Here is a 25,850-nt window from a genome sequence, read left to right as displayed (position 1 = left end):
GGCATGCGACGTATAGCTGTGATGGGCGCTGCTGGGCGCATGGGCAAGATTCTGGTCGAAGCCGTGCAGCAGCGCGCGCCGCTGACCGGGTTGACCGCTGCCGTGGTTCGTCCTGGCAGCACGCTGATCGGCGTCGATGCCGGTGAGCTGGCTTCGCTGGGTCGCATTGGCGTGCCGTTGTCCGGGCATATCGAGGCTGTGGCTGAAGAGTTCGATGTATTGATCGACTTCACCCTGCCGGAAGTGATGCTGAAAAACCTCGCGTTCTGCCGCAAGGCAGGCAAGGCCATGGTTATCGGCACCACCGGGCTGGACGCGGCGCAGAAGCAGTTGCTGGTCGAGGCGGGCAAGGATATTCCGATCGTGTTCGCGGCCAACTTCAGTGTCGGCGTCAATCTGTCGCTCAAGCTGCTGGATATGGCAGCGCGCGTGCTGGGCGATGATGCTGATATCGAAATCATCGAAGCTCATCACCGTCACAAGATCGATGCGCCGTCGGGTACGGCGTTGCGCATGGGTGAAGTGATCGCCAGTGCGCTGGATCGTGATTTGCAGAAAGTCGCGGTGTACGGTCGCGAAGGTCATACCGGTGCTCGCGAGCGTGAAACCATCGGTTTCGCCACCGTGCGCGGCGGTGACGTGGTGGGTGACCACACCGTGCTGTTCGCCTGCGAAGGTGAGCGTCTGGAGATCACGCACAAGGCGTCGAGTCGCATGACGTTCGCCAAGGGCGCGGTGCGTGCGGCGTTGTGGCTGGACGGTCGCGAGCCGGGTCTGTACGACATGCAAGACGTGCTCGACCTGCGTTGATTCATTGCTGAACCCGGCGCAAATGCCCTGTTTACGCCGGTTTTTCTCCGCTCGGCGACGACCTGTCGCATTCTCCGGCCTTTTCGGCTCTTTAGCGGTGGACCAAAAAAGCCTTTTTCTGTAAGCTACAGCTTTAGTGTGTCCACTAAAAGCGCGCAGAATAATTCAGTGAAGAAGCGGGGTGACGTGTCCATACGTCACTCCGCTTTTTTACAACCTGCGATCGCCCTTTCATGCGTTATTTACGGGAGGTCTTCTTGACTAAGCCAGCCATACTTGCCCTTGCTGATGGCAGCATTTTTCGCGGCGAAGCCATTGGTGCCGACGGTCAAACCGTTGGTGAGGTGGTGTTCAACACCGCAATGACCGGCTATCAGGAAATCCTTACCGATCCTTCCTACGCCCAACAGATCGTTACCCTGACTTACCCGCACATCGGCAACACCGGCACCACGCCGGAAGACGCAGAGTCCGATCGCGTCTGGTCCGCTGGCCTGGTCATCCGTGACCTGCCGCTGGTAGCGAGCAACTGGCGTAACACGATGTCCCTGTCCGATTACCTGAAAGCCAACAACGTTGTGGCCATCGCTGGTATCGACACCCGTCGCCTGACCCGCATCCTGCGTGAAAAAGGCGCACAGAACGGCTGCATCATGGCCGGTGACAACATCTCCGAAGAAGCGGCCATTGCCGCGGCGCAAGGCTTCCCGGGCCTGAAGGGCATGGATCTGGCGAAAGTCGTCAGCACCAAGACTCAATACGAATGGCGCTCGACTGTCTGGGATCTGAAGACCGACAGCCACGCGACCATCGAAGCCTCCGAGCTGCCATACCACGTGGTTGCTTACGACTACGGCGTCAAGGTCAATATCCTGCGCATGCTGGTCGAGCGCGGTTGCCGCGTCACCGTGGTGCCGGCTCAGACCCCAGCTGCTGATGTGCTGGCACTGAAGCCGGACGGCGTGTTCCTGTCCAACGGCCCTGGTGATCCGGAGCCATGCGACTACGCGATCAAGGCGATCAAGGAAGTGCTGGAAACCGAGATTCCGGTATTCGGCATCTGCCTCGGTCACCAACTGCTGGCACTGGCCTCCGGCGCCAAGACCCTGAAAATGGGCCACGGCCACCACGGTGCCAACCACCCGGTGCAGGATCTTGACACTGGTGTCGTGATGATCACCAGCCAGAACCACGGTTTCGCGGTAGACGAAGAAACCCTGCCAGCCAACGTGCGTGCGATCCACAAATCGCTGTTCGACGGCACCCTGCAAGGCATCGAACGCACCGACAAGAGCGCGTTCAGCTTCCAGGGTCACCCTGAAGCGAGCCCTGGCCCGAACGATGTTGCGCCACTGTTCGACCGCTTCATCAACGAGATGGCCAAGCGACGCTAAGCGTTCGCCTTGAGACTGTAGAGAGAAGCCCCTTGAGGGCGGCCCCGACACCGGTGGCCCCCTCGAGACTTCAGAAATCGATCAAGACGGCTTGCCGACTGACCTGCGGATTTGAGTGACAAACCCATGCCAAAACGTACAGACATTAAAAGCATCCTGATTCTCGGCGCTGGCCCGATCGTTATCGGCCAGGCCTGCGAATTCGACTACTCCGGCGCCCAGGCCTGTAAAGCCCTGCGCGAAGAGGGTTACCGCGTCATCCTGGTGAACTCCAACCCGGCCACCATCATGACCGACCCGGACATGGCGGACGCTACCTACATCGAGCCGATCAAGTGGCAGACCGTTGCCAAGATCATCGAAAAAGAGCGTCCGGACGCGGTGCTGCCAACCATGGGCGGCCAGACTGCTCTGAACTGCGCCCTGGACCTGGAGCGCGAAGGCGTTCTGGAGAAGTTCGGCGTAGAAATGATCGGCGCCAACGCCGACACCATCGACAAGGCTGAAGACCGTTCGCGTTTCGACAAGGCGATGAAATCCATCGGCCTGGCGTGCCCGCGTTCCGGTATCGCGCACAGCATGGAAGAAGCCAACGCGGTTCTCGAAACCCTGGGCTTCCCGTGCATCATTCGTCCGTCCTTCACCATGGGCGGCACCGGTGGCGGTATCGCGTACAACCGTGAAGAGTTCGAAGAAATCTGCGCCCGTGGCCTGGACCTGTCGCCGACCAAAGAGCTGCTGATCGACGAATCGCTGATCGGCTGGAAAGAATATGAAATGGAAGTTGTCCGCGACAAAAAGGACAACTGCATCATCGTCTGCTCGATCGAAAACTTCGATCCGATGGGCGTGCACACCGGTGACTCGATCACCGTCGCCCCGGCTCAGACCTTGACCGACAAGGAATACCAGATCCTGCGTAACGCCTCCCTGGCGGTACTGCGCGAGATCGGCGTCGAGACCGGCGGTTCCAACGTTCAATTCGGTATCTGCCCGAACACTGGCCGCATGGTCGTGATCGAAATGAACCCGCGCGTATCGCGTTCCTCGGCCTTGGCTTCGAAAGCCACCGGTTTCCCGATCGCCAAAGTCGCCGCCAAACTGGCTGTGGGTTACACCCTCGACGAGCTGTCGAACGACATCACCGGCGGCAAGACCCCGGCGTCCTTCGAGCCGTCGATCGACTACGTCGTGACCAAACTGCCACGTTTTGCCTTCGAAAAGTTCGCCAAGGCTGACGCACGCCTGACCACTCAGATGAAGTCGGTCGGTGAAGTCATGGCCATCGGCCGTACCTTCCAGGAATCCCTGCAGAAAGCTCTGCGCGGTCTGGAAGTGGGTGTTTGCGGTCTGGACGAGAAGCTCGACCTGAGCAACCCGGAAAGCATGAGTGTGCTCAAGCGCGAACTGACCGTGCCGGGCGCCGAGCGTATCTGGTACGTGGCGGATGCTTTCCGCGCTGGCCTGTCGGTCGAAGACATCTTCGGCATGAACATGATCGATCCGTGGTTCCTGGTGCAGATCGAAGATCTGATCAAGGAAGAAGAGAAGGTCAAGACCCTCGGTCTGTCCGCTATCGACCGTGACCTGATGTTCAAGCTCAAGCGCAAAGGCTTCTCCGATCAGCGTCTGGCCAAGCTGCTGGGTGTGACCGAGAAGAACCTGCGTACGCACCGCCAGAAGCTGGAAGTGTTCCCGGTCTACAAGCGCGTTGACACCTGCGCCGCCGAGTTCGCCACTGACACCGCTTACCTCTACTCGACGTACGAAGAAGAGTGCGAAGCCGCGCCGTCGGGCCGCGACAAGATCATGATTCTGGGTGGCGGTCCGAACCGTATCGGCCAGGGTATCGAGTTCGACTACTGCTGCGTTCACGCTGCCCTCGCACTGCGCGAAGACGGCTACGAAACCATTATGGTCAACTGCAACCCGGAAACCGTTTCCACCGACTACGACACTTCCGACCGTCTGTACTTTGAACCAGTGACCCTGGAAGACGTGCTGGAAATCTGCCGCGTCGAGAAGCCGAAAGGCGTGATCGTCCAGTACGGCGGCCAGACCCCGCTGAAACTGGCGCGTGCTCTGGAAGCTGCTGGCGTGCCGATCATCGGCACCAGCCCTGACGCGATCGACCGTGCTGAAGACCGTGAGCGCTTCCAGCAAATGGTTGAGCGCCTCAACCTGCGTCAGCCGCCAAACGCCACCGTGCGCAGTGAAGACGAAGCTGTTCGTGCTGCCGCGAAAATCGGTTATCCGCTGGTGGTGCGCCCGTCCTACGTACTGGGCGGCCGTGCGATGGAGATCGTTTACAAAGAAGACGAGCTCAAGCGTTACCTGCGTGATGCGGTGCAAGTGTCCAACGACAGCCCGGTGCTGCTCGACCACTTCCTCAACTGCGCCATCGAAATGGACGTGGATGCGGTCTGCGACGGCAAAGACGTGGTGATCGGCGCGATCATGCAGCACATCGAACAGGCTGGCGTTCACTCCGGTGACTCCGCGTGCTCGCTGCCGCCGTACTCGCTGCCGGCGCACATCCAGGACGAGATGCGCGAACAGGTCAAGAAAATGGCCCTGGAGCTGGGCGTTGTCGGTCTGATGAACGTGCAGTTGGCTTTGCAGGGCGAAGACATCTACGTCATCGAAGTCAACCCGCGTGCTTCCCGTACTGTGCCGTTCGTATCGAAGTGCATCGGTGTTTCTCTGGCCATGATCGCTGCCCGCGTGATGGCCGGTAAGACCTTGAAAGAAATCGGCTTCACCAAAGAAATCATCCCGAACTTCTATAGCGTGAAAGAGGCGGTGTTCCCGTTCGCCAAATTCCCTGGCGTTGATCCGATCCTCGGCCCAGAAATGAAGTCGACCGGTGAAGTGATGGGCGTCGGCGACACCTTCGGTGAAGCATTCGCCAAAGCCCAGATGGGCGCCAGCGAAGTGCTGCCGACCGGCGGTACAGCTTTCATCAGCGTACGCGATGACGACAAGCCTCTGGTTGCAGGCGTGGCCCGTGATCTGATCAACTTGGGCTTCGAAGTGGTTGCCACTGCCGGCACTGCCAAGCTGATCGAAGCGGCAGGCCTGAAAGTGCGCCGTGTGAACAAGGTGACCGAGGGTCGTCCCCACGTGGTCGACATGATCAAGAATGACGAAGTCACCCTGATCATCAACACCACCGAAGGTCGTCAGTCGATCGCTGATTCGTACTCCATTCGTCGTAATGCCTTGCAGCACAAGATTTATTGCACCACCACCATTGCTGCTGGCGAAGCTATCTGTGAAGCGCTGAAGTTCGGTCCGGAAAAGACCGTGCGTCGCTTGCAGGATCTACACGCAGGATTGAAGGCATGATCAAATACCCAATGACCGTCCAGGGCGCTAAAGCCCTGGAAGAGGAACACGCTCACCTGACCAAGGTCGTCCGTCCGAAGCTCAGCCAGGACATCGGTACGGCCCGCGAGTTGGGAGACTTGAAAGAAAACGCTGAATACCATGCCGCCCGCGAACAGCAAGGCATGGTCGAGGCGCGGATTCGTGACATCGAAGGCCGGATCCAGAATCAGGTCATTATCGATGTCACAACCATTGCGCACACCGGCAAAGTGATTTTCGGTACCACCGTCGAAATCGCCAACGTCGAGACTGACGAAAGCGTCACTTACCACATCGTGGGTGAGGATGAGGCTGACTTCAAACTCGGCAAGATTTCCGTCGGCTCGCCTTTGGCCCGTGCCTTGATCGGCAAGGAAGAGGGCGATGTGGTCGCCGTGAAAACGCCAAGCGGCGTGATCGAGTACGAGATTGTCGAAGTCCGTCACATCTGAAAAAGGGCGCCCGCTGCATGCGGGCGCCATGCTTTGGCAGCTGACCCAGATGCTTTGGGTCGGCGGTCTATGGCTGATACATCTCGGTTTGCAGCCGGCGCTGGGCAAGATTGGCCTGGCACCGCTGCTGATCGATGAAGTCGCCAGTGCATTTGAAGTGCTGGTGGTGGGGTTTGCCGCCGCATGCGTTATTTTTCAGGCTTTGGTGCTGGTACAGGCCGAGGGCCTTGCCAGTCTATGGCGGGATTTTCGTGGGCAGGTGCTGTTGATGGCGTTGTATGCGTGTGCGATGTATGTCGCAGTGCGTGTCGGCTGGCCGGATGCGCAGCGCTGGCAGGTGTTCAGTTATCTGGTTCTGAGGTTTTCCGGGCTGGTGCTGGTGATGCAGCCGGTGCCGGGATGGAGTGGCAGGGTGCGCGAAGCACACCCTTGACCCTTGTCATCACTTGAAGCGATGAACGTTCGACAGTTGCTTGTTGACGCTGAAGTTCTTGCGGTAAACCAGTGCCATCTTGCCGATGACCTGTACCAGGTCTGCTTTGCCAACCTTGCACAGCTCTGCGATGTGCGCCAGGCGCGACTCGCGATCGAGGATGTTGAGCTTGATCTTGATCAGCTCATGATCCGCCAAGGCGCGTTCAAGTTCGGCTAAAACACCTTCAGTCAAACCGTTGTCAGCCACCGTCAAAACCGGCTTCAGGTGGTGGCCAATGGATTTGTACTGTTTCTTCTGCTCTGGAGTGAGCGGCATAATCTGACCCTTTCGTCTGGATTCTGTAAAATGGCGGCCATTTTACCCGAGGGTTCGTGGATCCGCCCAATTAATCACGACCCTTATCATCGAGGTGCCCAATGGCGCGTTCCAAGACAAGCCTTGGTTGGCTGAAACGACATGTCAACGATCCCTATGTGAAGCAAGCGCAGAAGGATGGCTACCGCTCGCGTGCGAGTTACAAGCTTCTGGAAGTCCAGGAGAAATACAAGCTGATCCGTCCTGGCATGAGCGTTGTCGACCTGGGCGCGGCGCCCGGGGGCTGGTCTCAGGTCACCAGTCGTCTGATCGGCGGTCAGGGGCGTTTGATCGCTTCGGACATTCTGGAAATGGACAGCATCCCTGATGTGACCTTTATTCAGGGAGACTTCACCGAGGACGCAGTGCTCGCTCAGATTCTTGAAGCCGTGGGTAATTCGCAGGTGGACCTTGTGATTTCCGATATGGCCCCCAATATGAGTGGTACGCCCGAAGTGGATATGCCTAAAGCCATGTTTCTCTGCGAGCTGGCGCTTGATCTGGCGGAGCGGATACTCAAGCCGGGTGGCAATTTTGTGATCAAGATTTTTCAGGGCGAAGGATTTGATGTTTACCTGAAGGACGCTCGCAAAAAGTTCGACAAGATCCAGATGATCAAGCCGGACTCCTCCCGTGGCAGCTCACGCGAGCAATACATGCTGGCTTGGGGTTACCGCGGACGTAGTGAGTAAAATGAGGTTTTTGTGCGGGGTGATAGGTTTTTAGTATTTCGCCCGGCTAGCATTAACGAATATTGTGTAGAAAGTGTTTCACAAAGGGTTACAGACGGCGCCTGCCAGAGCCGTAGGTAATGTAGTAAGTTAGGCCGGTGAATATCATGCGAAGCGCGCGCCAGTAGCGGAGCTTGCTTCAGAGGGTAGTTAATTGAACGATATGGCAAAGAATCTGATCCTGTGGTTGATCATCGCGGCTGTCCTGGTGACGGTGATGAACAACTTCTCCAGCCCTAACGAGCCGCAGACCCTCAACTATTCCGACTTCATCCAGCAGGTCAAGGATGGCAAGGTCGAGCGCGTAGCCGTTGATGGTTATGTGATTACCGGCAAGCGCAATGATGGCGATAGCTTCAAGACCATTCGTCCGGCAATCCAGGACAATGGCCTGATCGGCGATCTGGTCGACAACCACGTTGTGGTTGAAGGCAAGCAGCCTGAACAGCAAAGCATCTGGACCCAGCTTCTGGTGGCCAGCTTCCCGATCCTGGTGATCATCGCGGTGTTCATGTTCTTCATGCGCCAGATGCAGGGCGGTGCCGGTGGCAAGGGCGGGCCGATGAGCTTTGGCAAGAGCAAGGCACGCCTGCTCTCCGAAGATCAGGTGAAAACCACATTGGCTGACGTTGCCGGTTGCGACGAAGCCAAGGAAGAAGTCGGCGAACTGGTTGAGTTCCTCCGTGATCCGGGCAAGTTCCAGCGCCTGGGCGGTCGTATTCCTCGCGGTGTGCTGATGGTCGGTCCTCCGGGTACCGGTAAAACCTTGCTGGCCAAGGCAATTGCCGGCGAAGCCAAGGTTCCGTTCTTCACCATATCCGGTTCCGACTTCGTTGAAATGTTTGTCGGTGTCGGTGCGAGCCGTGTTCGCGACATGTTCGAGCAGGCGAAGAAGCACGCGCCGTGCATTATCTTCATCGACGAAATCGACGCCGTCGGTCGCCATCGTGGCGCTGGCATGGGTGGCGGTCACGATGAGCGTGAGCAGACTCTCAACCAGTTGCTGGTTGAGATGGACGGCTTCGAAATGAACGACGGCATCATTGTTATCGCAGCAACCAACCGTCCTGACGTACTCGACCCTGCGCTGCTGCGTCCGGGCCGTTTCGACCGTCAGGTCGTGGTTGGTTTGCCGGATATCCGTGGTCGCGAGCAGATTCTCAAGGTTCACATGCGCAAAGTGCCAATGGGTGACGACGTCGCTCCGGCCGTTATCGCGCGTGGTACTCCAGGCTTCTCCGGTGCTGATCTGGCAAACCTGGTCAACGAAGCGTCGCTGTTCGCTGCACGCAGCGGCAAGCGCATCGTTGAAATGAAAGAATTCGAACTGGCCAAAGACAAGATCATGATGGGCGCCGAGCGCAAATCGATGGTCATGTCCGAGAAAGAGAAGCAGAACACCGCTTATCACGAAGCAGGCCACGCCATCGTTGGCCGCGTCGTACCTGAGCATGATCCGGTCTACAAGGTGTCGATCATTCCGCGCGGCCGTGCGCTGGGTGTGACCATGTTCCTGCCGGAAGAAGATCGTTACAGCCTGTCCAAGCGCGCGCTGATCAGTCAGATCTGCTCGCTGTATGGCGGCCGTATCGCGGAAGAAATGACCCTCGGCTTCGATGGTGTGACCACCGGTGCTTCCAACGACATCATGCGTGCCAGCCAGATTGCGCGGAACATGGTGACCAAGTGGGGTCTGTCGGAAAAACTCGGTCCGTTGATGTATGCCGAAGAAGAGGGTGAAGTGTTCCTCGGTCGCGGCGGTGGCGGTCAGGCTGCCAGCTTCTCCGGTGAGACTGCCAAGCTGATCGACTCCGAAGTGCGCAGTATCATTGACCAGTGCTACGGCACAGCCAAGCAGATCCTTACCGACAACCGTGACAAGCTCGATGCCATGGCTGATGCCCTGATGAAGTATGAAACGATCGATGCTGAACAGATCGACGACATCATGGCCGGTCGTACACCTCGCGAGCCTCGTGACTGGTCGGGTGGCACCGGTACGCCGCCGCCACCGGTGGTGCGCGACGAGCGTCCGGAAACACCGATCGGCGGTCCGGCTGCTGACGTTTAAGGTTTGAAATGACTTCTGTACAGTCCCTGACCCGGTTGCCTTGCGGCAACCGGGTTCTTGATTTGGCCCAGACGCACGTCATGGGCATTCTCAATGTCACCCCTGATTCTTTCTCCGATGGCGGCCAATACAGCCAGCTTGACGCCGCCTTGCGCCATGCAGAAGCGATGGTTGCGGCGGGTGCGACGCTGATTGATGTCGGTGGCGAGTCCACCCGGCCTGGCGCGCGAGCGGTTTCTCCGCTCGAAGAGCTTGAGCGCGTGGCGCCGGTTGTCGAGCTGATCAATCGCGAACTTGATGTGATCATCTCGGTGGACACTTCTACGCCTGCGGTGATGCGCGAAACCGCGCGACTGGGTGCCGGGTTGATCAATGATGTGCGATCGCTACAGCGCGATGGTGCGCTGGATGCAGCGGCGGCGACAGGCTTGCCGGTATGTCTGATGCATATGCTCGGTGAGCCGGGCGATATGCAGGACAATCCGCAGTATCACGATGTCACTCGCGAGGTTGGCGAGTTTCTTGCGGAGCGGATGTCGGTGTGTGCATCAGCAGGTATTCCTGCCGAGCGGATCATTCTTGATCCGGGCTTCGGTTTCGCCAAAACCCTGCAGCACAATCTAAGCTTGTTCAAGCACATGGAAGCCCTGCATGCGTTGGGCAGGCCCTTGCTGGTTGGTGTTTCCCGGAAGAGCATGATCGGACACGCCTTGAATCGTCCTGTTGGCGAGCGGCTGCATGGCGGATTGGCGCTGGCGGCACTGGCGTCGGTGAAAGGTGCGCGTATATTGCGCGTCCATGATGTGGCGGAAACGGTAGACGTGGTGCGGATGATCGCGGCCGTGGAATCAGCCGAATAAGAATGATGGAGCACTTATGAGCAAGAAATATTTTGGTACTGACGGCATTCGTGGTCGCGTTGGTGAATACCCGATTACTCCTGACTTCATGCTCAAGCTCGGCTGGGCTGCCGGCATGGCGTTCCGCAAGATGGGCGCCTGCAAGGTGCTGGTCGGCAAGGACACGCGAATTTCCGGTTATATGTTCGAGTCGGCCCTTGAAGCCGGTCTGACATCGGCGGGGGCCGATGTGATGCTGCTGGGTCCTATGCCGACGCCGGCCATCGCATACTTGTCGCGTACGTTCCAGGCTGAGGCCGGTATCGTGATCAGTGCTTCGCACAATCCGCACGACGATAACGGCATCAAGTTTTTCTCCGGTAAAGGCACCAAGCTGCCCGATGAGCTGGAGTTGATGATCGAAGAGTTGCTCGATACCCCGATGACCGTGGTTGAATCGAGCAAAATCGGCAAAGTGTCTCGCATCAACGATGCCTCAGGTCGATACATCGAATTCTGCAAAAGCAGTGTGCCTACGGGCACCAGTTTTTCCGGCCTCAAGATCGTTATCGACTGCGCGCATGGTGCGACCTACAAAGTGGCTCCGAGTGTTTTCCGTGAGTTGGGTGCAGAAGTGGTGGTGCTCTCGGCGCAACCAAATGGTCTGAACATCAACGAAAATTGTGGCTCGACCCATATGGGGCAGTTGCAGGCTGCGGTACTGGCGGAGCACGCCGATCTGGGCATTGCCTTTGATGGCGACGGCGATCGGGTTTTGATGGTTGACCATACCGGTGCCATTGTTGATGGTGACGAACTGCTGTTCATCATTGCTCGCGATCTGCATGAGCGCGGGAAATTGCACGGGGGCGTGGTTGGCACCCTGATGAGTAATCTGGGTCTGGAGCTCGCGCTTGCAGAGCTTTCGATTCCGTTCATTCGTGCCAATGTCGGCGACCGCTATGTGATCGCCGAGTTGCTTGAGCGCAATTGGCTGGTCGGTGGCGAAAATTCGGGGCATATCGTTTGCTTCAATCACACGACCACCGGTGATGCGATCATCGCGGCCTTGCAGGTATTGATGGCGCTGAAGACCCGTAATGAAGGGCTGGCGCAAACGCGTCAGGCATTGCGCAAGTGCCCTCAGGTGCTGATCAATGTGCGTTTCGGTGGTGGCGAAAGTCCGCTGGAACACCCGGCTGTCAAGGAAGCCAGTGCGCGTGTTACCCAGGCAATGGCGGGGCGCGGTCGCGTGCTTTTGCGCAAGTCCGGGACAGAGCCTCTGGTGCGCGTAATGGTCGAAGGCGAGGACGAAACCCAGGTTCGCAACTACGCCGAAGAGCTGGCAAAACTGGTAACTGAAGTTTCTGCCTGATACGGCTTGCAAGCCATGATTGTGTTGGGTAACATCTGCGCCCACTTTGACCGACGAGGTACAGCATGCGTCGCCCTATGGTAGCTGGTAACTGGAAGATGCACGGTACCCGCGCCAGCGTCGCTGAGCTGATCAACGGCCTTCGTCATCTGGCCTTGCCAAGCGGTGTTGATGTCGCGGTATTCCCGCCTTGCTTGTATATCAATCAAGTGATTGATGGCTTGAAAGGCAAGTCGATTTCGGTCGGCGCGCAGAATTCTGCGGTGGAATCCATGCAAGGTGCATTGACCGGTGAGATTGCGCCGAGTCAGTTGGTGGATGCAGGTTGTTCCCTTGTGCTTGTCGGGCACTCCGAACGCCGCCAGATAATGGGTGAGCGAGACGGGATGCTGAATCGCAAGTTCGCAGCGGCACAGGCATGTGGCTTGATTCCGGTGTTGTGTATAGGGGAAACCCTCGAGCAGCGCGAAGCCGGAAAAACTCTTGAGGTTGTCGGGCGTCAGCTGGGCAGCATTATCGAGGAGCTGGGTGTCGGTGCTTTTGCCAAGGCAGTCATTGCTTACGAGCCGGTCTGGGCTATTGGTACCGGACTGACTGCGACGCCGCAGCAAGCTCAGGATGTGCATAAAGCCATTCGCGAGCAGCTGGCGGCAGAGAATTCTGAAGTCGCACGAGGTGTGCGGCTTCTATACGGCGGCAGCGTGAAGGCGGCCAATGCGGTCGAACTGTTCGGCATGCCGGATATCGATGGGGGGCTCATTGGTGGAGCTTCCCTGAATGCAGATGAGTTCGGTGCGATCTGTCGCGCCGCGGGAAACTGAGAAAATGCTGGAAACAGTCGTAGTCGTTTTTCATCTGCTGGGTGCATTGGGCGTAGTTGCTCTGGTTTTGCTGCAGCAGGGTAAGGGTGCGGACGCTGGCGCGTCTTTCGGAGCAGGTGCTTCAAATACTGTGTTCGGAAGCCAAGGTTCCTCTACCTTTCTTAGTAAGTTTACTGCTATACTTGCCGCCGGTTTCTTCATAACCAGCTTGGGGTTAGGTTACTTTGCTAAAGAGAAGGCTCATCAGCTGACTCAAGCAGGATTGCCAGATCCAGCAGTGTTGGAAGTACCCAAGCAACAACAACCGGCTTCTGATGATGTCCCGGTGCTTCAAGAGCAAAAGTCGGCTACTCCAGCGACTGACGTACCTCCAGCTCAAGAGCAGAAGTAAGAAGGGTTTCAAACGTAGTTTTGCCGAGGTGGTGGAATTGGTAGACACGCAACCTTGAGGTGGTTGTGCCCATAGGGTGTAGGGGTTCGAGTCCCCTTCTCGGTACCAATTAGTCAGGAGAGCCCGCTGTTGCGGGCTTTCTTGCAGGTGGAAGGTTACATTGACCCTATAAGGGATCGGTCGTATACTTCCGCCCCAGCTTTGTCGCGGGGTGGAGCAGTCTGGTAGCTCGTCGGGCTCATAACCCGAAGGTCGTCGGTTCAAATCCGGCCCCCGCAACCAGTTTAAGGAGCCCCTTTTAAGGGGCTTTTTGTTAGCTGGACACTTTCAACGCCGCTGTTCGACGGCGTTTCAAGGATGGGCGTTAAGCCCATTTTTTTATTTTGCAAAGCATGCACATATCATGCACTAGGGGGTTCAGGTGTCGAGCAAGCTAGAAGAGTTGCAGGCCTTGCTGGCCCCGGTGGTCGTGGCCCTGGGCTATGAATGCTGGGGTATCGAGTTTTCGGCTCAGGGTCGTCACTCGATGTTGCGCGTTTATATCGATAAAGAGGGCGGCGTGCTGGTGGACGATTGCGCCATTGTCAGCCGTCAGATCAGCGGTGTACTGGATGTTGAAGATCCAATTTCCGTTGAATACACCCTCGAAGTTTCCTCGCCTGGCATGGAGCGCCCACTGTTCACTCTTGAGCAGTTTGCAAAGTTTGCCGGTGAACAAGTGAAGATCAAGCTGCGCTCGCCTTTCGAAGGGCGACGCAACTTTCAGGGCCTTCTGCGCGGTGTAGAAGAACAGGATGTCGTGGTGCAGGTAGATGACCATGAGTTCCTGTTGCCGATCGATATGATCGACAAGGCCAACATTATTCCCAGTTTTGACTGAGACGCGGATCCCGCGGATCCAATGGCTTGCGAAAGGCGAGGCGTACGATGAGCAAAGAAGTACTGCTGGTTGTTGAGTCGGTATCCAATGAAAAGGGCGTACCGGCAAGCGTAATTTTTGAAGCGCTGGAGCTGGCTCTGGCCACTGCTACCAAAAAGCGTTTTGAAGACGAAGTTGACCTGCGTGTGGAAATTAACCGCCACACCGGTTCTTACGAAACTTTCCGTCGCTGGACGGTCGTCGAAGAGAATGATCTCGACGATCCGGCTATCGAAACCTGGCCAAGCAAGGTTGCCGAAACGCATCCTGGTGCCAAGGTTGGCGACGTCGTTGAAGAAAAGATCGAATCCATCGAGTTCGGCCGCATCGCTGCACAGACTGCAAAGCAAGTCATTGTGCAGAAAGTTCGCGAAGCCGAGCGCGCTCAAGTGGTCGACGCCTATCGCGAGCGCCTGGGAGAAATCATCTCCGGCACCGTGAAAAAAGTCACCCGCGACAACGTGATCGTCGATCTGGGTAACAACGCAGAAGCGTTGCTGGCCCGTGAAGACATCATTTCGCGTGAAACCTTCCGTGTCGGCGTGCGTCTGCGTGCGCTGCTCAAGGAAATCCGCACCGAGAACCGCGGCCCGCAGCTGATCCTGTCGCGTACCGCGCCGGAAATGCTGATCGAGCTGTTCCGTATCGAAGTGCCGGAAATTGCCGAAGGCCTGATCGAAGTAATGGCAGCGTCCCGTGATCCGGGTTCGCGCGCCAAGATCGCCGTCCGCTCGAAGGACAAACGCATCGACCCGCAGGGCGCTTGCATCGGTATGCGCGGTTCGCGCGTCCAGGCAGTGTCGGGTGAGTTGGGCGGTGAGCGTGTGGATATCGTTCTGTGGGACGACAACCCGGCTCAGTTCGTGATCAATGCCATGTCCCCGGCTGAGGTTGCGGCAATTATCGTTGACGAAGATGCCCACGCAATGGACATCGCCGTTGGCGCAGACAATCTGGCTCAGGCCATCGGTCGTGGTGGTCAGAACGTGCGTCTGGCGAGCCAGTTGACTGGCTGGACCCTGAACGTGATGACCGAATCGGACATCCAGGCTAAGCAGCAAGCAGAAACCGGCGACATCCTGCGCAACTTCATCGACGAGCTGGAAGTCGACGAAGAACTGGCTCAGGTGCTGGTAGATGAAGGCTTCACCAGCCTGGAAGAGATTGCCTACGTACCGTTGGAAGAAATGCTCAACATCGACGGCTTTGACGAAGACATCGTCAACGAGCTTCGCGCTCGTGCCAAGGATCGTTTGTTGACCAAAGCCATCGCTACTGAGGAAAAGCTGGCAGACGCCCATCCGGCCGAAGACCTGCTCTCGCTTGAGGGTATGGACAAGGATTTGGCGATGGAACTGGCGGTGCGCGGCGTAATTACCCGCGAAGACCTGGCCGAGCAGTCTATTGACGACCTGCTCGACATCGACGGCATTGACGATGATCGTGCCGGCAAGTTGATCATGGCCGCCCGAGCCCACTGGTTCGAGTAATTAGGCGCGGCCTGAGGAGAGAAGTGCATGACGCAAGTCACGGTGAAACAACTGGCCGATGAGGTCAAAACACCGGTAGAGCGCCTGTTGCAGCAGATGCGTGAGGCAGGTCTGCCGCACACCGCCGCCGAAGAAAATGTGACTGACAGTGAGAAGCAGTCCCTGCTGACTCACTTGAAAAGCAGCCACAAGGCGAAAGTGGAAGAACCACGCAAGATCACGCTGCAGCGTAAAACCACCAGCACCCTGCGTGTGGCTGGTAGCAAAAGCATCAGCGTAGAAGTTCGCAAAAAGAAAGTTTTCGTACAGCGTAGCCCGGAAGAAATCGAAGCCGAACGCAAGCGTGAACTGGATGAGCGCCGCGCAGTAGAAAATGCTGCTCGTCAGAAGGCTGAAGAAGAAGCCAAGCAGCGCGCCGAAGAAGAAGCGCGCCGCCAGCCAGCTGCTGCGCAGACCGCTACCAGCGACGCCGTTGCGGCGCCGGCTGCAGCTGCCGAACCTGTTCGCGAAAGCGCGCCGGTGGCTGCTGCTCCAGCACCGTCTGCTGAAGTTCGCAACAAGCAGAACGAACAGCGCCGTCCGGACAAGCCACGTGCCGACGACAACAATCGTCGCAGCGGTGGTGGTGATGGCGAGCGCAAAAACGCTCCGCATCGCGCATCGGTCAAAGAAAAAGCGCCGGCTCCACGTGTGGCGCCACGCACTACCGACGAAGAAAGCGATGGCTTCCGTCGTGGTGGTCGCGGCAAGGCCAAGCTGAAGAAGCGCAACGCCCACGGTTTCCAGAGCCCAACCGGCCCTGTCGTGCGTGATGTGCAGATCGGCGAGACCATCACTGTTGGCGATCTCGCCAATCAGATGTCGGTCAAGGCTGCTGAAATCATCAAGTTCATGTTCAAACTGGGTACTCCAGCGACCATCAACCAGGTGCTTGATCAGGAAACTGCTCAGCTGGTAGCCGAAGAACTGGGCCACAAAGTGACCCTGGTCAGCGACACCGCCCTGGAAGATTCCCTGGCCGAGTCCCTGAAGTTTGAAGGTGAGTCGTTCTCCCGTGCGCCAGTCGTGACCGTAATGGGCCACGTTGACCACGGTAAAACTTCCCTGCTCGACTATATCCGTCGTGCCAAGGTAGCTGCTGGCGAAGCCGGCGGTATCACCCAGCACATCGGTGCGTACCACGTTGAAACCGAACGCGGCATGGTCACCTTCCTCGATACCCCGGGTCACGCCGCGTTTACCGCAATGCGTGCTCGTGGTGCCAAGGCGACCGACATCGTGATTCTGGTGGTTGCAGCGGACGACGGCGTGATGCCGCAGACCATTGAAGCTGTTCAGCACGCTGTAGCGGCTGGCGTTCCACTGGTTGTTGCAGTGAACAAAATCGACAAGCCGGGCGCCGATCTCGATCGCATCCGTAGCGAACTGTCGGTTCACGGCGTGACTTCCGAAGAGTGGGGCGGTGATACGCCGTTCGTTCCGGTTTCGGCGAAAGTCGGTACTGGCGTCGACGAACTGCTTGAAGCCGTTCTGCTGCAGGCCGAAGTTCTCGAACTGAAAGCAACTCCGTCGGCTCCTGGCCGTGGCGTTGTGGTTGAATCGCGTCTCGACAAAGGTCGCGGCCCGGTGGCAACCGTTCTGGTTCAAGACGGTACCCTGCGCCAAGGCGACATGGTCCTGGTCGGTTCGAACTATGGCCGCGTACGTGCCATGCTCGACGAGAACGGCAAGCCAATCAAAGAAGCCGGTCCATCCATCCCTGTCGAGATCCTCGGCCTGGACGGTACTCCGGACGCTGGCGACGAGATGAGCGTGGTTGCTGACGAGAAGAAAGCCCGTGAAGTGGCTCTGTTCCGTCAAGGCAAGTTCCGCGAAGTCAAACTGGCTCGCGCTCACGCCGGCAAGCTGGAAAACATCTTCGAAAACATGGGTCAGGCCGAGAAGAAGACGCTCAACATCGTCCTCAAATCCGACGTCCGTGGTTCGCTGGAAGCGTTGAACGGTGCCTTGAATGGCCTGGGCAACGACGAAGTTCAAGTGCGCGTAGTCGGCGGCGGTGTCGGTGGTATCACCGAATCCGACGCTAACCTGGCACTGGCTTCCAACGCTGTACTGTTCGGCTTCAACGTGCGTGCTGATGCTGGCGCACGGAAGATCGTCGAGCAGGAAGGTCTGGACATGCGTTACTACAACGTGATCTACGACATCATCGAAGACGTCAAGAAAGCCCTGACCGGCATGCTCGGCAGCGATGTTCGCGAGAACATCCTGGGTGTGGCCGAAGTGCGTGACGTGTTCCGTTCGCCGAAGTTTGGCGCGATCGCTGGCTGCATGGTGATCGAAGGTGTTGTGCACCGTAACCGTCCGATCCGTGTACTGCGTGAAGACATCGTTATCTTCGAAGGCGAGCTGGAATCCCTGCGCCGCTTCAAGGATGACGCTTCCGAAGTACGTGCCGGCATGGAATGCGGTATCGGCGTGAAGAGCTACAACGACGTCAAAGTCGGCGACAAGATCGAAGTCTTCGAGAAGGTTCAGGTTGCTCGCAGCCTCTAACTCGCGCACTTCAGGAGCCGTGATGGCCGGCCGCACTCAACAGTGCGGCGCATCACCCGGACTCTAAACGCAACGCCCGGTCTGGCTTTTGTCAGGCCGGGCGTTTGCCGCTTTCAGACCTTGCGGGTTTCACCGCAGGGCAGTAACAGGTAACAAATCATGGCAAAAGAATACAGCCGTACCCAACGTATCGGCGATCAGATGCAGCGCGAGCTGGCCCAGCTGATCCGTCGTGAAGTCAAAGATCCACGTGTGGGTCTGGTCACCATTACCGCAGTGGAAGTCAGCCGTGACGTCGGTCACGCGAAGATTTTCATCACCGTGATGGGGCAGGACAACGCTGAAGACATCGCGCAAAGCATCAAGGTGCTCAACGCCGCCGCAGGTTTCCTGCGCATGCAATTGGCCCGTGAAATGAAACTGCGCAGCGTGCCGCAACTGCACTTCCACTACGACGAGTCCGTCGTGCGTGGCGCGCACCTGTCGGCGCTGATCGAGCGTGCGGTGGCTGAAGACAATCAGCATCCGGTCGCTGCTGAACCTGAAGACACCAAGGAGTAACTCGGTGGCTCAGGTCAAACGTATCCGTCGTAACGTCAGCGGCATCATCCTGCTCGACAAGCCGTTGGGATTCACCTCCAACGCCGCGTTGCAGAAGGTTCGCTGGTTGCTCAACGCCGAGAAGGCCGGTCACACCGGCAGCCTCGACCCTCTGGCCACCGGCGTCTTGCCGTTGTGCTTTGGCGAAGCGACCAAGTTCTCGCAGTACCTGCTCGATTCCGACAAGGCTTATGAAACCCTCGCGCAACTGGGTAAGACCACCACCACGGCAGACGCCGAAGGTGAGGTTTTGCAGGAGCGCCCGGTGACCGTTGGTCGCGCCGATGTCGAAGCGGCATTGCCGAAATTTCGTGGGCAAATCAGTCAGATACCGCCGATGTACTCGGCGCTCAAGCGTGATGGCCAGCCGCTCTACAAGTTGGCTCGTGCAGGCGAAGTAGTGGAGCGCGAACCGCGTTCTGTTACTATTGCGCGCTTGGAATTACTGGCCTTCGAAGGCGATACTGCGCGACTTGCGGTGGATTGCAGCAAAGGCACCTATATTCGCACCCTCGTGGAGGATATCGGTGAGCAACTCGGTTGTGGTGCGTACGTCGCTGAATTGCGCCGTACCCAGGCCGGGCCTTTCACCCTGGCGCAGACGGTGACCCTCGAAGAGCTGGAAGCGGTACATGCCGAAGGCGGCAATGAAGCGGTTGACCGCTTCCTGATGCCATCGGACAGCGGCCTGCAGGATTGGCCGTTGCTGCACTTCTCGGAAGCGAGCGCGTTCTACTGGCTCAACGGCCAGCCAGTACGTGCCCCGGATGCTCCGAAGTTCGGCATGGTACGGGTACAGGATCACAATGGTCGCTTCATCGGTATCGGTGAAGTGAGCGAAGACGGGCGTATCGCGCCACGTCGACTGATTCGGTCAGAATGACCGGAACCGGCCTGTGTAACAGCAGGTCGGCGAGTGTGGCTGTTAACAGGCACGGTCACTACTCATTTATAGATACAGGGATTTGTCCCTGGCCTGTTGAAGTTGTTTCTTTGAAACAGCTTCCTGATAAAAGGATTGCCTCATGGCTCTCGACGTTCAAGAAAAAGCTCAAATCGTTGCTGACTACCAGCAAGCTGTTGGTGACACTGGTTCGCCAGAAGTGCAAGTTGCACTGCTGACCCACAACATCAACAAACTGCAAGGTCACTTCAAGGCCAACGGTAAAGATCACCACTCCCGTCGTGGTCTGATCCGCATGGTAAACCAGCGTCGCAAGCTGCTGGACTACCTGAAAGGCAAGGACGTGAGCCGTTACAGCGCTCTGATCGCTCGCCTGGGTCTGCGTCGCTAATCAGCGATTGCGCTATGAGGTTGGTGGTCTGTCGGACGTCAGCGGTTTACCGCTGGCGCCTTGCAGGCTCCCAGCCTCAAGTTTTATCTGGATACACGTTTTACCCTGGACAAGGGTTGGGCCGATTCCCGACATTGCCCAAGAATTCGCAAGAAACCAGTTCCCCCAAGAGCCACAAAGAAGGTAGGACACCGTGAACCCGGTAATCAAAAAATTCCAGTTCGGTCAATCGACCGTTACCCTCGAGACTGGCCGTATCGCCCGTCAGGCCTCCGGCGCAGTATTGGTCACCGTTGACGACGACGTCAGCGTGTTGGTGACTGTAGTCGGTGCAAAACAAGCTGATCCGGGCAAGGGCTTCTTCCCTCTGTCGGTTCACTACCAGGAAAAGACTTACGCTGCCGGTAAGATCCCTGGCGGTTTCTTCAAGCGTGAAGGCCGTCCTTCCGAAAAAGAAACCCTGACTTCCCGACTGATCGACCGTCCGATCCGTCCGCTGTTCCCAGAAGGCTTCATGAACGAAGTGCAGGTTGTCTGCACCGTCGTTTCCACCAGCAAGAAGACCGATCCGGACATCGCTGCGATGATCGGTACCTCGGCTGCCCTGGCCATCTCGGGCATCCCGTTTGACGGCCCGATCGGCGCCGCTCGCGTTGCCTTCCACGAAAGCACCGGCTACCTGCTGAACCCGACTTACGAGCAGCAAGCTGCTTCGAGCCTGGACATGGTCGTTGCCGGTACTTCGGACGCCGTACTGATGGTTGAATCGGAAGCCAAAGAGCTGACCGAAGACCAGATGCTGGGCGCGGTACTGTTTGCTCACGACGAGTTCCAGGTGGTGATCAACGCCGTTAAAGAACTGGCCGCTGAAGCTGCCAAGCCAACCTGGACCTGGGCGCCTGCTCCAGAAGCCACCGAACTGCTGGGCGCTATCCGTGCCGAGTTCGGCGAAGCGATCTCCCAGGCTTACACCATCACCGTCAAGGCTGACCGTTATGCGCGTCTGGGTGAGCTGAAGGATCAAGTCGTTGCCAAGCTGTCCGGTGAAGAAGGCCTGCCTTCGTCCAGCGAAGTCAAAGCTGCTTTCGGCGAAATCGAATACCGCACCGTTCGCGAAAACATCGTTAACGGTAAGCCACGTATCGACGGTCGCGACACCAAAACCGTACGTCCGCTGAACATCGAAGTCGGCGTTCTGCCGAAGACTCACGGTTCGGCGCTGTTCACCCGTGGTGAAACCCAGGCTCTGGTCGTTGCAACACTGGGCACTGCCCGTGATGCACAACTGCTGGACACCCTGGAAGGCGAGAAAAAAGACCCGTTCATGCTGCACTACAACTTCCCTCCGTTCTCGGTGGGCGAGTGTGGTCGCATGGGTGGTGCTGGTCGTCGTGAAATCGGTCACGGCCGTCTGGCCCGTCGTTCGGTTTCGGCCATGCTGCCAGCCGCTGACGTGTTCCCGTACACCATCCGTGTGGTTTCGGAAATCACCGAATCCAACGGTTCGAGTTCGATGGCTTCCGTTTGCGGCGCTTCCCTGGCCCTGATGGACGCTGGTGTGCCGATGAAGGCGCCGGTTGCCGGTATCGCCATGGGTCTGGTTAAAGAAGGCGAGAAATTCGCCGTCCTGACCGACATCCTTGGTGACGAAGACCACCTGGGCGACATGGACTTCAAAGTGGCCGGTACCGCCAAAGGTGTTACCGCGCTGCAGATGGACATCAAGATCAAAGGCATCACCGAAGAAATCATGGAGATCGCTCTGGGCCAAGCCCTGGAAGCGCGCCTGAACATCCTCGGTCAGATGAACCAGATCATCGGCCAGTCGCGTACCGAACTGTCGGCCAACGCTCCGACCATGATCGCGATGAAAATCGACACCGACAAAATCCGTGACGTTATCGGTAAAGGTGGCGCGACCATCCGTGCGATCTGCGAAGAAACCAAGGCTTCGATCGACATCGAAGACGACGGTTCGATCAAGATCTTCGGCGAAACCAAGGAAGCTGCAGAAGCTGCACGTCAGCGCGTTCTGGGCATCACCGCTGAAGCCGAGATCGGCAAGATCTACGTCGGCAAGGTTGAGCGCATCGTCGACTTCGGCGCATTCGTCAACATCCTGCCGGGCAAGGACGGTCTGGTACACATCTCGATGCTGAGCGACGCTCGCGTAGAGAAAGTGACCGACATCCTGAAAGAAGGCCAGGAAGTGGAAGTGCTGGTACTGGACGTGGACAACCGCGGCCGTATCAAGCTGTCCATCAAAGACGTGGCAGCGGCCAAGGCTTCGGGCGTTTAATCAGCCCAAAGCGTTCGCGCAATAAAAATGCCCCGCCGTGAAAACGGCGGGGCATTTTTTTGTCTGGCATAAAGATCCAAAGATCGCAGTCTGCGGCAGCTCCAACAAAAGCGCTGTGATAACCCGATCTACCGCTGGCTGCGATCTTTGCTTTTGTGAAAACCGGTGCTAGGTTTAGCCCACCGCCCGTGTAGCTCAGCCGGTAGAGCAGCGCACTCGTAACGCGAAGGTCGCAGGTTCGATTCCTGTCTCGGGCACCACCTTCTTCATCACTCTCACTTATCGCCAGGCGGATTTATGTTCCGCAGGTCAGCTTTTTGTGGGAGAGATGTAAAGAGCCGTGTAATTCGTCATGCAAACGTCCTATATTCGGTGCCTGCATGAGCATCGCCCAGCAGTTTTCAGATGATCCCGAATGGTTCCGAAGGCCGGACAATCCGCGTCAGAGAGATCCTTGATGATCCAGATCCATCCTCCATTCCTATGATCAGCGAGAACGCCATGACCGTGAAAGAATTGACCCAAGAGCAACGCCACGAACAAGCGCTGGAAAAGTACAAGCTTGATGCGCCCCAACTGCTGGAAGAGATCAAGGATCTCAGTCCCGACGATCAGAAAGACCAGATCCAGTGGGCCTTCGAAGATGAAGCCGAAGCCCAGGGCCTGCAGCCGTGGGAACTGACGCTCAAGTACACGAGCACGCCGGAGGAGTTCGAGGCGCAGCGCCTTGTGCTGCACAAAGAGGCGGCCGAAGTGCTGGGTGTCGATTGGGAAGAGTACTGCGAGATGAATAATCTGGTGGTCTGAAACAAAAACGCCAGCCTCAACCGGGCTGGCGTTTTTTTTTGCGCGCAGCCTTCAGAGACTGAGGCGCATCGACAGATCCACCGCTTTGACATCCTTGGTCATTGCGCCAATCGAAATGTAATCCACCCCGGTTTCGGCGATCGGCAGCAGCGTGCTTTCGTTGATACCGCCGCTGGCCTCCAGCTTCGCCTTGCCGCCGTTCAGACGCACGGCTTCGCGCATGTCATCCAGGCTCAGTTCGTCGAGCATGATGATGTCGGCGCCGGCGGCCAGTGCCTCTTTCAGCTCCTCCAGACTTTCCACTTCGACTTCCACCGGTTTGCCCGGGGCAATCTTGTGCGCGGCGGCAATCGCCTGCGAAATGCCACCGCTGGCGGCGATGTGGTTTTCCTTGATCAGGAATGCGTCGTACAGACCGATGCGATGGTTGTGGCAGCCACCGCAGGTCACCGCGTATTTCTGTGCCAGACGCAGACCCGGCAGAGTCTTGCGGGTGTCGAGCAGTTTGACCTGAGTGGTGCCGACGAAATCGGCAAGGTACTGCGCGCGCGTAGCTACGCCGGAAAGCAATTGCAGAAAATTCAGCGCACTGCGTTCACCGGTCAGCAGCGAACGGGCCGGGCCTTCGAGATGAAATAACGGTTGATTGGGCTTTACCCGCTCGCCATCGACCACTTGCCAATGCACCGCCACCCGCGGATCAAGCTGACGAAACACCGCATCGACCCAGGCAGTGCCGCAGATAACGGCCGCGTCGCGAGTGATGATGGTGGCTTTGGCCAGGCGTTCGGCCGGGATCAGTTGCGCGGTAATGTCGCCGCTGCCGATGTCTTCGAGTAACGCACGGCGCACGTTGGCTTCGATTTCGGCGGTCAAGTCGGCGAGACGTAGATTCGGCATAACGGGCTCCACAAACAAAGTGGTTCGATTATAGGGGCATGACACGAGCCAACCCAAGGCGAGAACGCGCGTGCCAGCCTGCATCCGGTCGATTTTCTTTGAGCAAACCCGGCCAGGCGTGGTCACTGAAAGGGGCGGTATAGGGGAAACCCTGACGGCTATGGCGCCGGGTGCAAGTTATGAAAGATAATTCGCCTTGCATTTGACGTCATAGCTTTGACGTGTGATGCAGCCAAAGTTGTTGAGACCTGTGGGAGCAAGCCTGCTCGCGAAAGCGCAGTGTTAGTCACCAACAATGTCACTGACAGATCGCCTTCGCGAGCAAGCTCGCTCCCACAGGAGGCAGGAGCAAGTCGTTCAGCGGTTACTTGGGATAACCGGCGCGCTTCATCTCGCGTTCAGTGGTTTGCTGGGCAGCGGCCAGGGCTTGATCCACCGTGGTCTGGCCGATCAGCGCCGCCGAGAACAGCTTGCCGACCTGGGTACCCACGGCCTGGAACTCAGGAATGGTCACCAGTTGAATGCCAATGTATGGCACTGGCTTCAGCGTTGGTTTGCCTGGATCAGCCGCCTTCAGTGATTCCAGCGTGACCTTGGCGAACGGCGCGGCGCTCATGTAAGCGTCGCTGTAGGTCGAGGCGCGAGTGCCTGGCGGTACGTTGGCAATGCCGTCAGTCTTGGCTACCAGCTCGCCGTACTCTTTGGAAGTCGCCCAGGCGCTGAACTCTTTTGCGGCATCCTTGGCTTTGGAACTGGTCGGAATCGCCAGTGCCCACGAATACAGCCAGGCCGAGCCTTTGTCAGTCACCTGATGCGGGGCGAAAGTGAAGCCGACGTGATCAGCAACCTTGCTCTGGGTCTTGTCGGTGACGAACGAGCCGGCGACGCTGGCATCGACCCACATCGCGCATTTGCCGCTGTTGAAGAGCGCGAGGTTTTCGTTGAAACCATTGCTGGACGCGCCCGGCGGGCCGGATTTCTTCATGGTGTCGACGTAGAAGTTCAGCGCGTTTTTCCATTCCGGCCCGCTGAATTCCGGCTTCCACTGCTCATCGAACCAGCGCGCGCCGTAGGCGTTGGCGACGGTGGTGATCAGCGCCATGTTCTCGCCCCAGCCGGCCTTGCCACGCAGGCAGATGCCGTACTGCTCTTTGTCTTTGTGGGTGAGTTTTTCGGCGAAACCGGCGATCTGCTCCCAGGTCGGACGCTCGGGCATGGTCAGGCCGGCATCCTTGAACAGGTCGGTGCGGTAATAAGTGATCGAGCTTTCCGCATAGAACGGCAGGGCGTACAGCGAACCCTTGACCGACAGGCCCTCGCGCACTGAAGGGAACACGTCGTCGAGGGCATAACTGGCCGGCAGATCCTTCATCGGTTCCAGCCAGCCTTTGGCGCCCCACAGTGCGGCTTCGTACATGCCGATAGTCAATACGTCGAACTGCCCGCCCTGAGTGGCGATGTCGGTGGTCAGGCGTTGGCGCAGAACGTTTTCCTCCAGCACCACCCAATTGAGCTTGATGTCCGGATGCTCGGTCTCGAAGGTTTTCGAGAGCTTTTGCATGCGGATCATGTCGCTGTTGTTGACGGTGGCGATGGTCAGGGTCTGGGCGCCAAGGCTGACGCTGCTGAGGGTCATGCAGGTGAGGGCAAGCAGAGCTTTTGCAGTGGGTTGCATCGTGCACTCCTTTTCTGCACCCGGTGGGTTACAGAAGGACAGTTATTGTTTTTGTGTCTTCCGACGACTGGAAGAATGTGCACTGATTACAGCCTTCAATCGCAGGGCTGACAAATCATCCCTAGCACTTTTATCGATACTTTTTTGCACTGGACTTTTGTGGGGTGAACGTAGGGAAGGGCTTTGCAGCGATCAGGCGCTATCGAATGCGTACAGGTTTCAGAGCATTGCGAGGTCCATTGTGGGAGCGAGCTTGCTCGCGAATG

Annotated in this window: 22 protein-coding genes and 3 tRNA genes; 22 read left to right on the top strand and 3 right to left on the bottom strand. The window is 57.8% G+C overall.

Annotated features, from left to right (window positions below):
• Positions 1–3 precede the first annotated feature (3 nt).
• From dapB to F8N44_RS22505, 5 genes are all read left to right on the top strand, one after another.
• Positions 4–810: a 4-hydroxy-tetrahydrodipicolinate reductase gene (dapB, locus tag F8N44_RS22525; RefSeq protein WP_038357479.1), complete on the top strand. Its 807-nt coding sequence runs from the start codon at positions 4–6 to the stop codon at positions 808–810.
• A gap of 257 nt (positions 811–1,067) precedes the next feature.
• A complete protein-coding gene (gene carA / locus F8N44_RS22520) occupies positions 1,068–2,204 on the top strand; it encodes a glutamine-hydrolyzing carbamoyl-phosphate synthase small subunit (RefSeq protein WP_007953761.1) in 1,137 nt (378 codons plus the stop codon).
• Between the two features lie 126 nt (positions 2,205–2,330).
• Positions 2,331–5,552, top strand: a complete 3,222-nt coding sequence (carB, locus tag F8N44_RS22515; RefSeq protein ID WP_007915231.1) for a carbamoyl-phosphate synthase large subunit — start codon at positions 2,331–2,333, stop codon at positions 5,550–5,552.
• Positions 5,549–6,025, top strand: a complete 477-nt coding sequence (greA, locus tag F8N44_RS22510) for a transcription elongation factor GreA (protein WP_034154417.1) — start codon at positions 5,549–5,551, stop codon at positions 6,023–6,025. The genes carB and greA overlap by 4 nt, the downstream gene beginning before the upstream one ends.
• A gap of 28 nt (positions 6,026–6,053) precedes the next feature.
• Complete coding sequence (locus tag F8N44_RS22505) at positions 6,054–6,458, top strand: MFS transporter (protein WP_150651844.1); 405 nt, start codon at positions 6,054–6,056, stop codon at positions 6,456–6,458.
• Positions 6,459–6,467: 9 nt separating this feature from the next.
• On the opposite strand, the gene F8N44_RS22500 is transcribed toward F8N44_RS22505, so the two are convergent.
• Positions 6,468–6,776: a YhbY family RNA-binding protein gene (locus F8N44_RS22500; RefSeq protein WP_003221534.1), complete on the bottom strand. Its 309-nt coding sequence runs from the start codon at positions 6,774–6,776 to the stop codon at positions 6,468–6,470.
• Positions 6,777–6,877: 101 nt separating this feature from the next.
• Here F8N44_RS22500 and rlmE point away from each other — a divergent pair, with 101 nt between their 5' ends.
• From rlmE to F8N44_RS22415, 17 genes are all read left to right on the top strand, one after another.
• Positions 6,878–7,507 carry a 23S rRNA (uridine(2552)-2'-O)-methyltransferase RlmE gene (rlmE, locus tag F8N44_RS22495; RefSeq protein WP_008088328.1) on the top strand — a complete coding sequence of 210 codons (630 nt, stop codon included), beginning with the start codon at positions 6,878–6,880 and terminating at the stop codon, positions 7,505–7,507.
• 202 nt (positions 7,508–7,709) lie between these two features.
• Positions 7,710–9,617 carry an ATP-dependent zinc metalloprotease FtsH gene (gene ftsH, locus F8N44_RS22490; RefSeq protein WP_016986501.1) on the top strand — a complete coding sequence of 636 codons (1,908 nt, stop codon included), beginning with the start codon at positions 7,710–7,712 and terminating at the stop codon, positions 9,615–9,617.
• 8 nt (positions 9,618–9,625) lie between these two features.
• Positions 9,626–10,477, top strand: a complete 852-nt coding sequence (gene folP / locus F8N44_RS22485; protein ID WP_150651843.1) for a dihydropteroate synthase — start codon at positions 9,626–9,628, stop codon at positions 10,475–10,477.
• Positions 10,478–10,493: 16 nt separating this feature from the next.
• Positions 10,494–11,831 (top strand): phosphoglucosamine mutase, encoded by a 1,338-nt coding sequence (gene glmM / locus F8N44_RS22480; RefSeq protein WP_150651842.1) that lies wholly within the window; start codon positions 10,494–10,496, stop codon positions 11,829–11,831.
• 65 nt (positions 11,832–11,896) lie between these two features.
• On the top strand, positions 11,897–12,652 hold the full coding sequence (gene tpiA, locus F8N44_RS22475) for a triose-phosphate isomerase (protein WP_016986498.1): 756 nt from the start codon (positions 11,897–11,899) through the stop codon (positions 12,650–12,652).
• A 4-nt stretch (positions 12,653–12,656) separates the two neighbouring features.
• Complete coding sequence (gene secG, locus F8N44_RS22470) at positions 12,657–13,043, top strand: preprotein translocase subunit SecG (RefSeq protein ID WP_027610782.1); 387 nt, start codon at positions 12,657–12,659, stop codon at positions 13,041–13,043.
• Between the two features lie 22 nt (positions 13,044–13,065).
• Positions 13,066–13,151, top strand: a tRNA-Leu gene (locus F8N44_RS22465).
• A gap of 97 nt (positions 13,152–13,248) precedes the next feature.
• Positions 13,249–13,325: transfer RNA gene (locus tag F8N44_RS22460), tRNA-Met, on the top strand.
• Between the two features lie 139 nt (positions 13,326–13,464).
• Positions 13,465–13,923 carry a ribosome maturation factor RimP gene (gene rimP / locus F8N44_RS22455; RefSeq protein WP_007915250.1) on the top strand — a complete coding sequence of 153 codons (459 nt, stop codon included), beginning with the start codon at positions 13,465–13,467 and terminating at the stop codon, positions 13,921–13,923.
• 47 nt (positions 13,924–13,970) lie between these two features.
• Entirely contained in the window at positions 13,971–15,452 is a 1,482-nt protein-coding gene (gene nusA, locus F8N44_RS22450) for a transcription termination factor NusA (protein ID WP_003221546.1), read from the top strand.
• Positions 15,453–15,479: 27 nt separating this feature from the next.
• Positions 15,480–18,008: a translation initiation factor IF-2 gene (gene infB, locus F8N44_RS22445; RefSeq protein ID WP_122598523.1), complete on the top strand. Its 2,529-nt coding sequence runs from the start codon at positions 15,480–15,482 to the stop codon at positions 18,006–18,008.
• A 159-nt stretch (positions 18,009–18,167) separates the two neighbouring features.
• Positions 18,168–18,569 carry a 30S ribosome-binding factor RbfA gene (gene rbfA / locus F8N44_RS22440; RefSeq protein ID WP_007915259.1) on the top strand — a complete coding sequence of 134 codons (402 nt, stop codon included), beginning with the start codon at positions 18,168–18,170 and terminating at the stop codon, positions 18,567–18,569.
• A gap of 4 nt (positions 18,570–18,573) precedes the next feature.
• Complete coding sequence (gene truB, locus F8N44_RS22435) at positions 18,574–19,491, top strand: tRNA pseudouridine(55) synthase TruB (protein WP_008088346.1); 918 nt, start codon at positions 18,574–18,576, stop codon at positions 19,489–19,491.
• Positions 19,492–19,633: 142 nt separating this feature from the next.
• Entirely contained in the window at positions 19,634–19,903 is a 270-nt protein-coding gene (gene rpsO, locus F8N44_RS22430; protein WP_003197723.1) for a 30S ribosomal protein S15, read from the top strand.
• A 193-nt stretch (positions 19,904–20,096) separates the two neighbouring features.
• On the top strand, positions 20,097–22,202 hold the full coding sequence (gene pnp / locus F8N44_RS22425; RefSeq protein ID WP_150651841.1) for a polyribonucleotide nucleotidyltransferase: 2,106 nt from the start codon (positions 20,097–20,099) through the stop codon (positions 22,200–22,202).
• 184 nt (positions 22,203–22,386) lie between these two features.
• Positions 22,387–22,462 (top strand) — tRNA-Thr (locus F8N44_RS22420).
• 241 nt (positions 22,463–22,703) lie between these two features.
• Entirely contained in the window at positions 22,704–23,009 is a 306-nt protein-coding gene (locus F8N44_RS22415; RefSeq protein ID WP_150651840.1) for a DUF6388 family protein, read from the top strand.
• 51 nt (positions 23,010–23,060) lie between these two features.
• Here the strand turns inward: F8N44_RS22415 and nadC are convergent, their stop codons facing one another.
• Positions 23,061–23,909, bottom strand: a complete 849-nt coding sequence (nadC, locus tag F8N44_RS22410) for a carboxylating nicotinate-nucleotide diphosphorylase (RefSeq protein WP_150651839.1) — start codon at positions 23,907–23,909, stop codon at positions 23,061–23,063.
• Between the two features lie 364 nt (positions 23,910–24,273).
• Positions 24,274–25,584: an ABC transporter substrate-binding protein gene (locus F8N44_RS22405; protein ID WP_102901833.1), complete on the bottom strand. Its 1,311-nt coding sequence runs from the start codon at positions 25,582–25,584 to the stop codon at positions 24,274–24,276.
• Positions 25,585–25,850 lie beyond the last annotated feature (266 nt).

Source organism: Pseudomonas fluorescens (genome assembly GCF_902497745.1).
Taxonomy (GTDB): Bacteria; Pseudomonadota; Gammaproteobacteria; order Pseudomonadales; family Pseudomonadaceae; genus Aquipseudomonas; species Aquipseudomonas fluorescens_BM.
Note: the sequence above shows the minus strand (reverse complement) of the source record. Positions and strands in the feature narration are given on the sequence as shown.

What these genes read in the sequence shown, in the direction of transcription:
- F8N44_RS22500 (WP_003221534.1), bottom strand. Translation starts at nt 6,776, where the DNA reads ATGCCGCTCACTCCAGAGCAGAAGAAACAGTACAAATCCATTGGCCAC.
- F8N44_RS22415 (WP_150651840.1), top strand. Translation starts at nt 22,704, where the DNA reads ATGACCGTGAAAGAATTGACCCAAGAGCAACGCCACGAACAAGCGCTG.
- rlmE (WP_008088328.1), top strand. Translation starts at nt 6,878, where the DNA reads ATGGCGCGTTCCAAGACAAGCCTTGGTTGGCTGAAACGACATGTCAAC.
- rpsO (WP_003197723.1), top strand. Translation starts at nt 19,634, where the DNA reads ATGGCTCTCGACGTTCAAGAAAAAGCTCAAATCGTTGCTGACTACCAG.
- secG (WP_027610782.1), top strand. Translation starts at nt 12,657, where the DNA reads ATGCTGGAAACAGTCGTAGTCGTTTTTCATCTGCTGGGTGCATTGGGC.
- folP (WP_150651843.1), top strand. Translation starts at nt 9,626, where the DNA reads ATGACTTCTGTACAGTCCCTGACCCGGTTGCCTTGCGGCAACCGGGTT.
- rbfA (WP_007915259.1), top strand. Translation starts at nt 18,168, where the DNA reads ATGGCAAAAGAATACAGCCGTACCCAACGTATCGGCGATCAGATGCAG.
- greA (WP_034154417.1), top strand. Translation starts at nt 5,549, where the DNA reads ATGATCAAATACCCAATGACCGTCCAGGGCGCTAAAGCCCTGGAAGAG.
- tpiA (WP_016986498.1), top strand. Translation starts at nt 11,897, where the DNA reads ATGCGTCGCCCTATGGTAGCTGGTAACTGGAAGATGCACGGTACCCGC.
- F8N44_RS22405 (WP_102901833.1), bottom strand. Translation starts at nt 25,584, where the DNA reads ATGCAACCCACTGCAAAAGCTCTGCTTGCCCTCACCTGCATGACCCTC.
- glmM (WP_150651842.1), top strand. Translation starts at nt 10,494, where the DNA reads ATGAGCAAGAAATATTTTGGTACTGACGGCATTCGTGGTCGCGTTGGT.
- nadC (WP_150651839.1), bottom strand. Translation starts at nt 23,909, where the DNA reads ATGCCGAATCTACGTCTCGCCGACTTGACCGCCGAAATCGAAGCCAAC.
- nusA (WP_003221546.1), top strand. Translation starts at nt 13,971, where the DNA reads ATGAGCAAAGAAGTACTGCTGGTTGTTGAGTCGGTATCCAATGAAAAG.
- carB (WP_007915231.1), top strand. Translation starts at nt 2,331, where the DNA reads ATGCCAAAACGTACAGACATTAAAAGCATCCTGATTCTCGGCGCTGGC.
- infB (WP_122598523.1), top strand. Translation starts at nt 15,480, where the DNA reads ATGACGCAAGTCACGGTGAAACAACTGGCCGATGAGGTCAAAACACCG.
- dapB (WP_038357479.1), top strand. Translation starts at nt 4, where the DNA reads ATGCGACGTATAGCTGTGATGGGCGCTGCTGGGCGCATGGGCAAGATT.
- ftsH (WP_016986501.1), top strand. Translation starts at nt 7,710, where the DNA reads ATGGCAAAGAATCTGATCCTGTGGTTGATCATCGCGGCTGTCCTGGTG.
- F8N44_RS22505 (WP_150651844.1), top strand. Translation starts at nt 6,054, where the DNA reads ATGCTTTGGCAGCTGACCCAGATGCTTTGGGTCGGCGGTCTATGGCTG.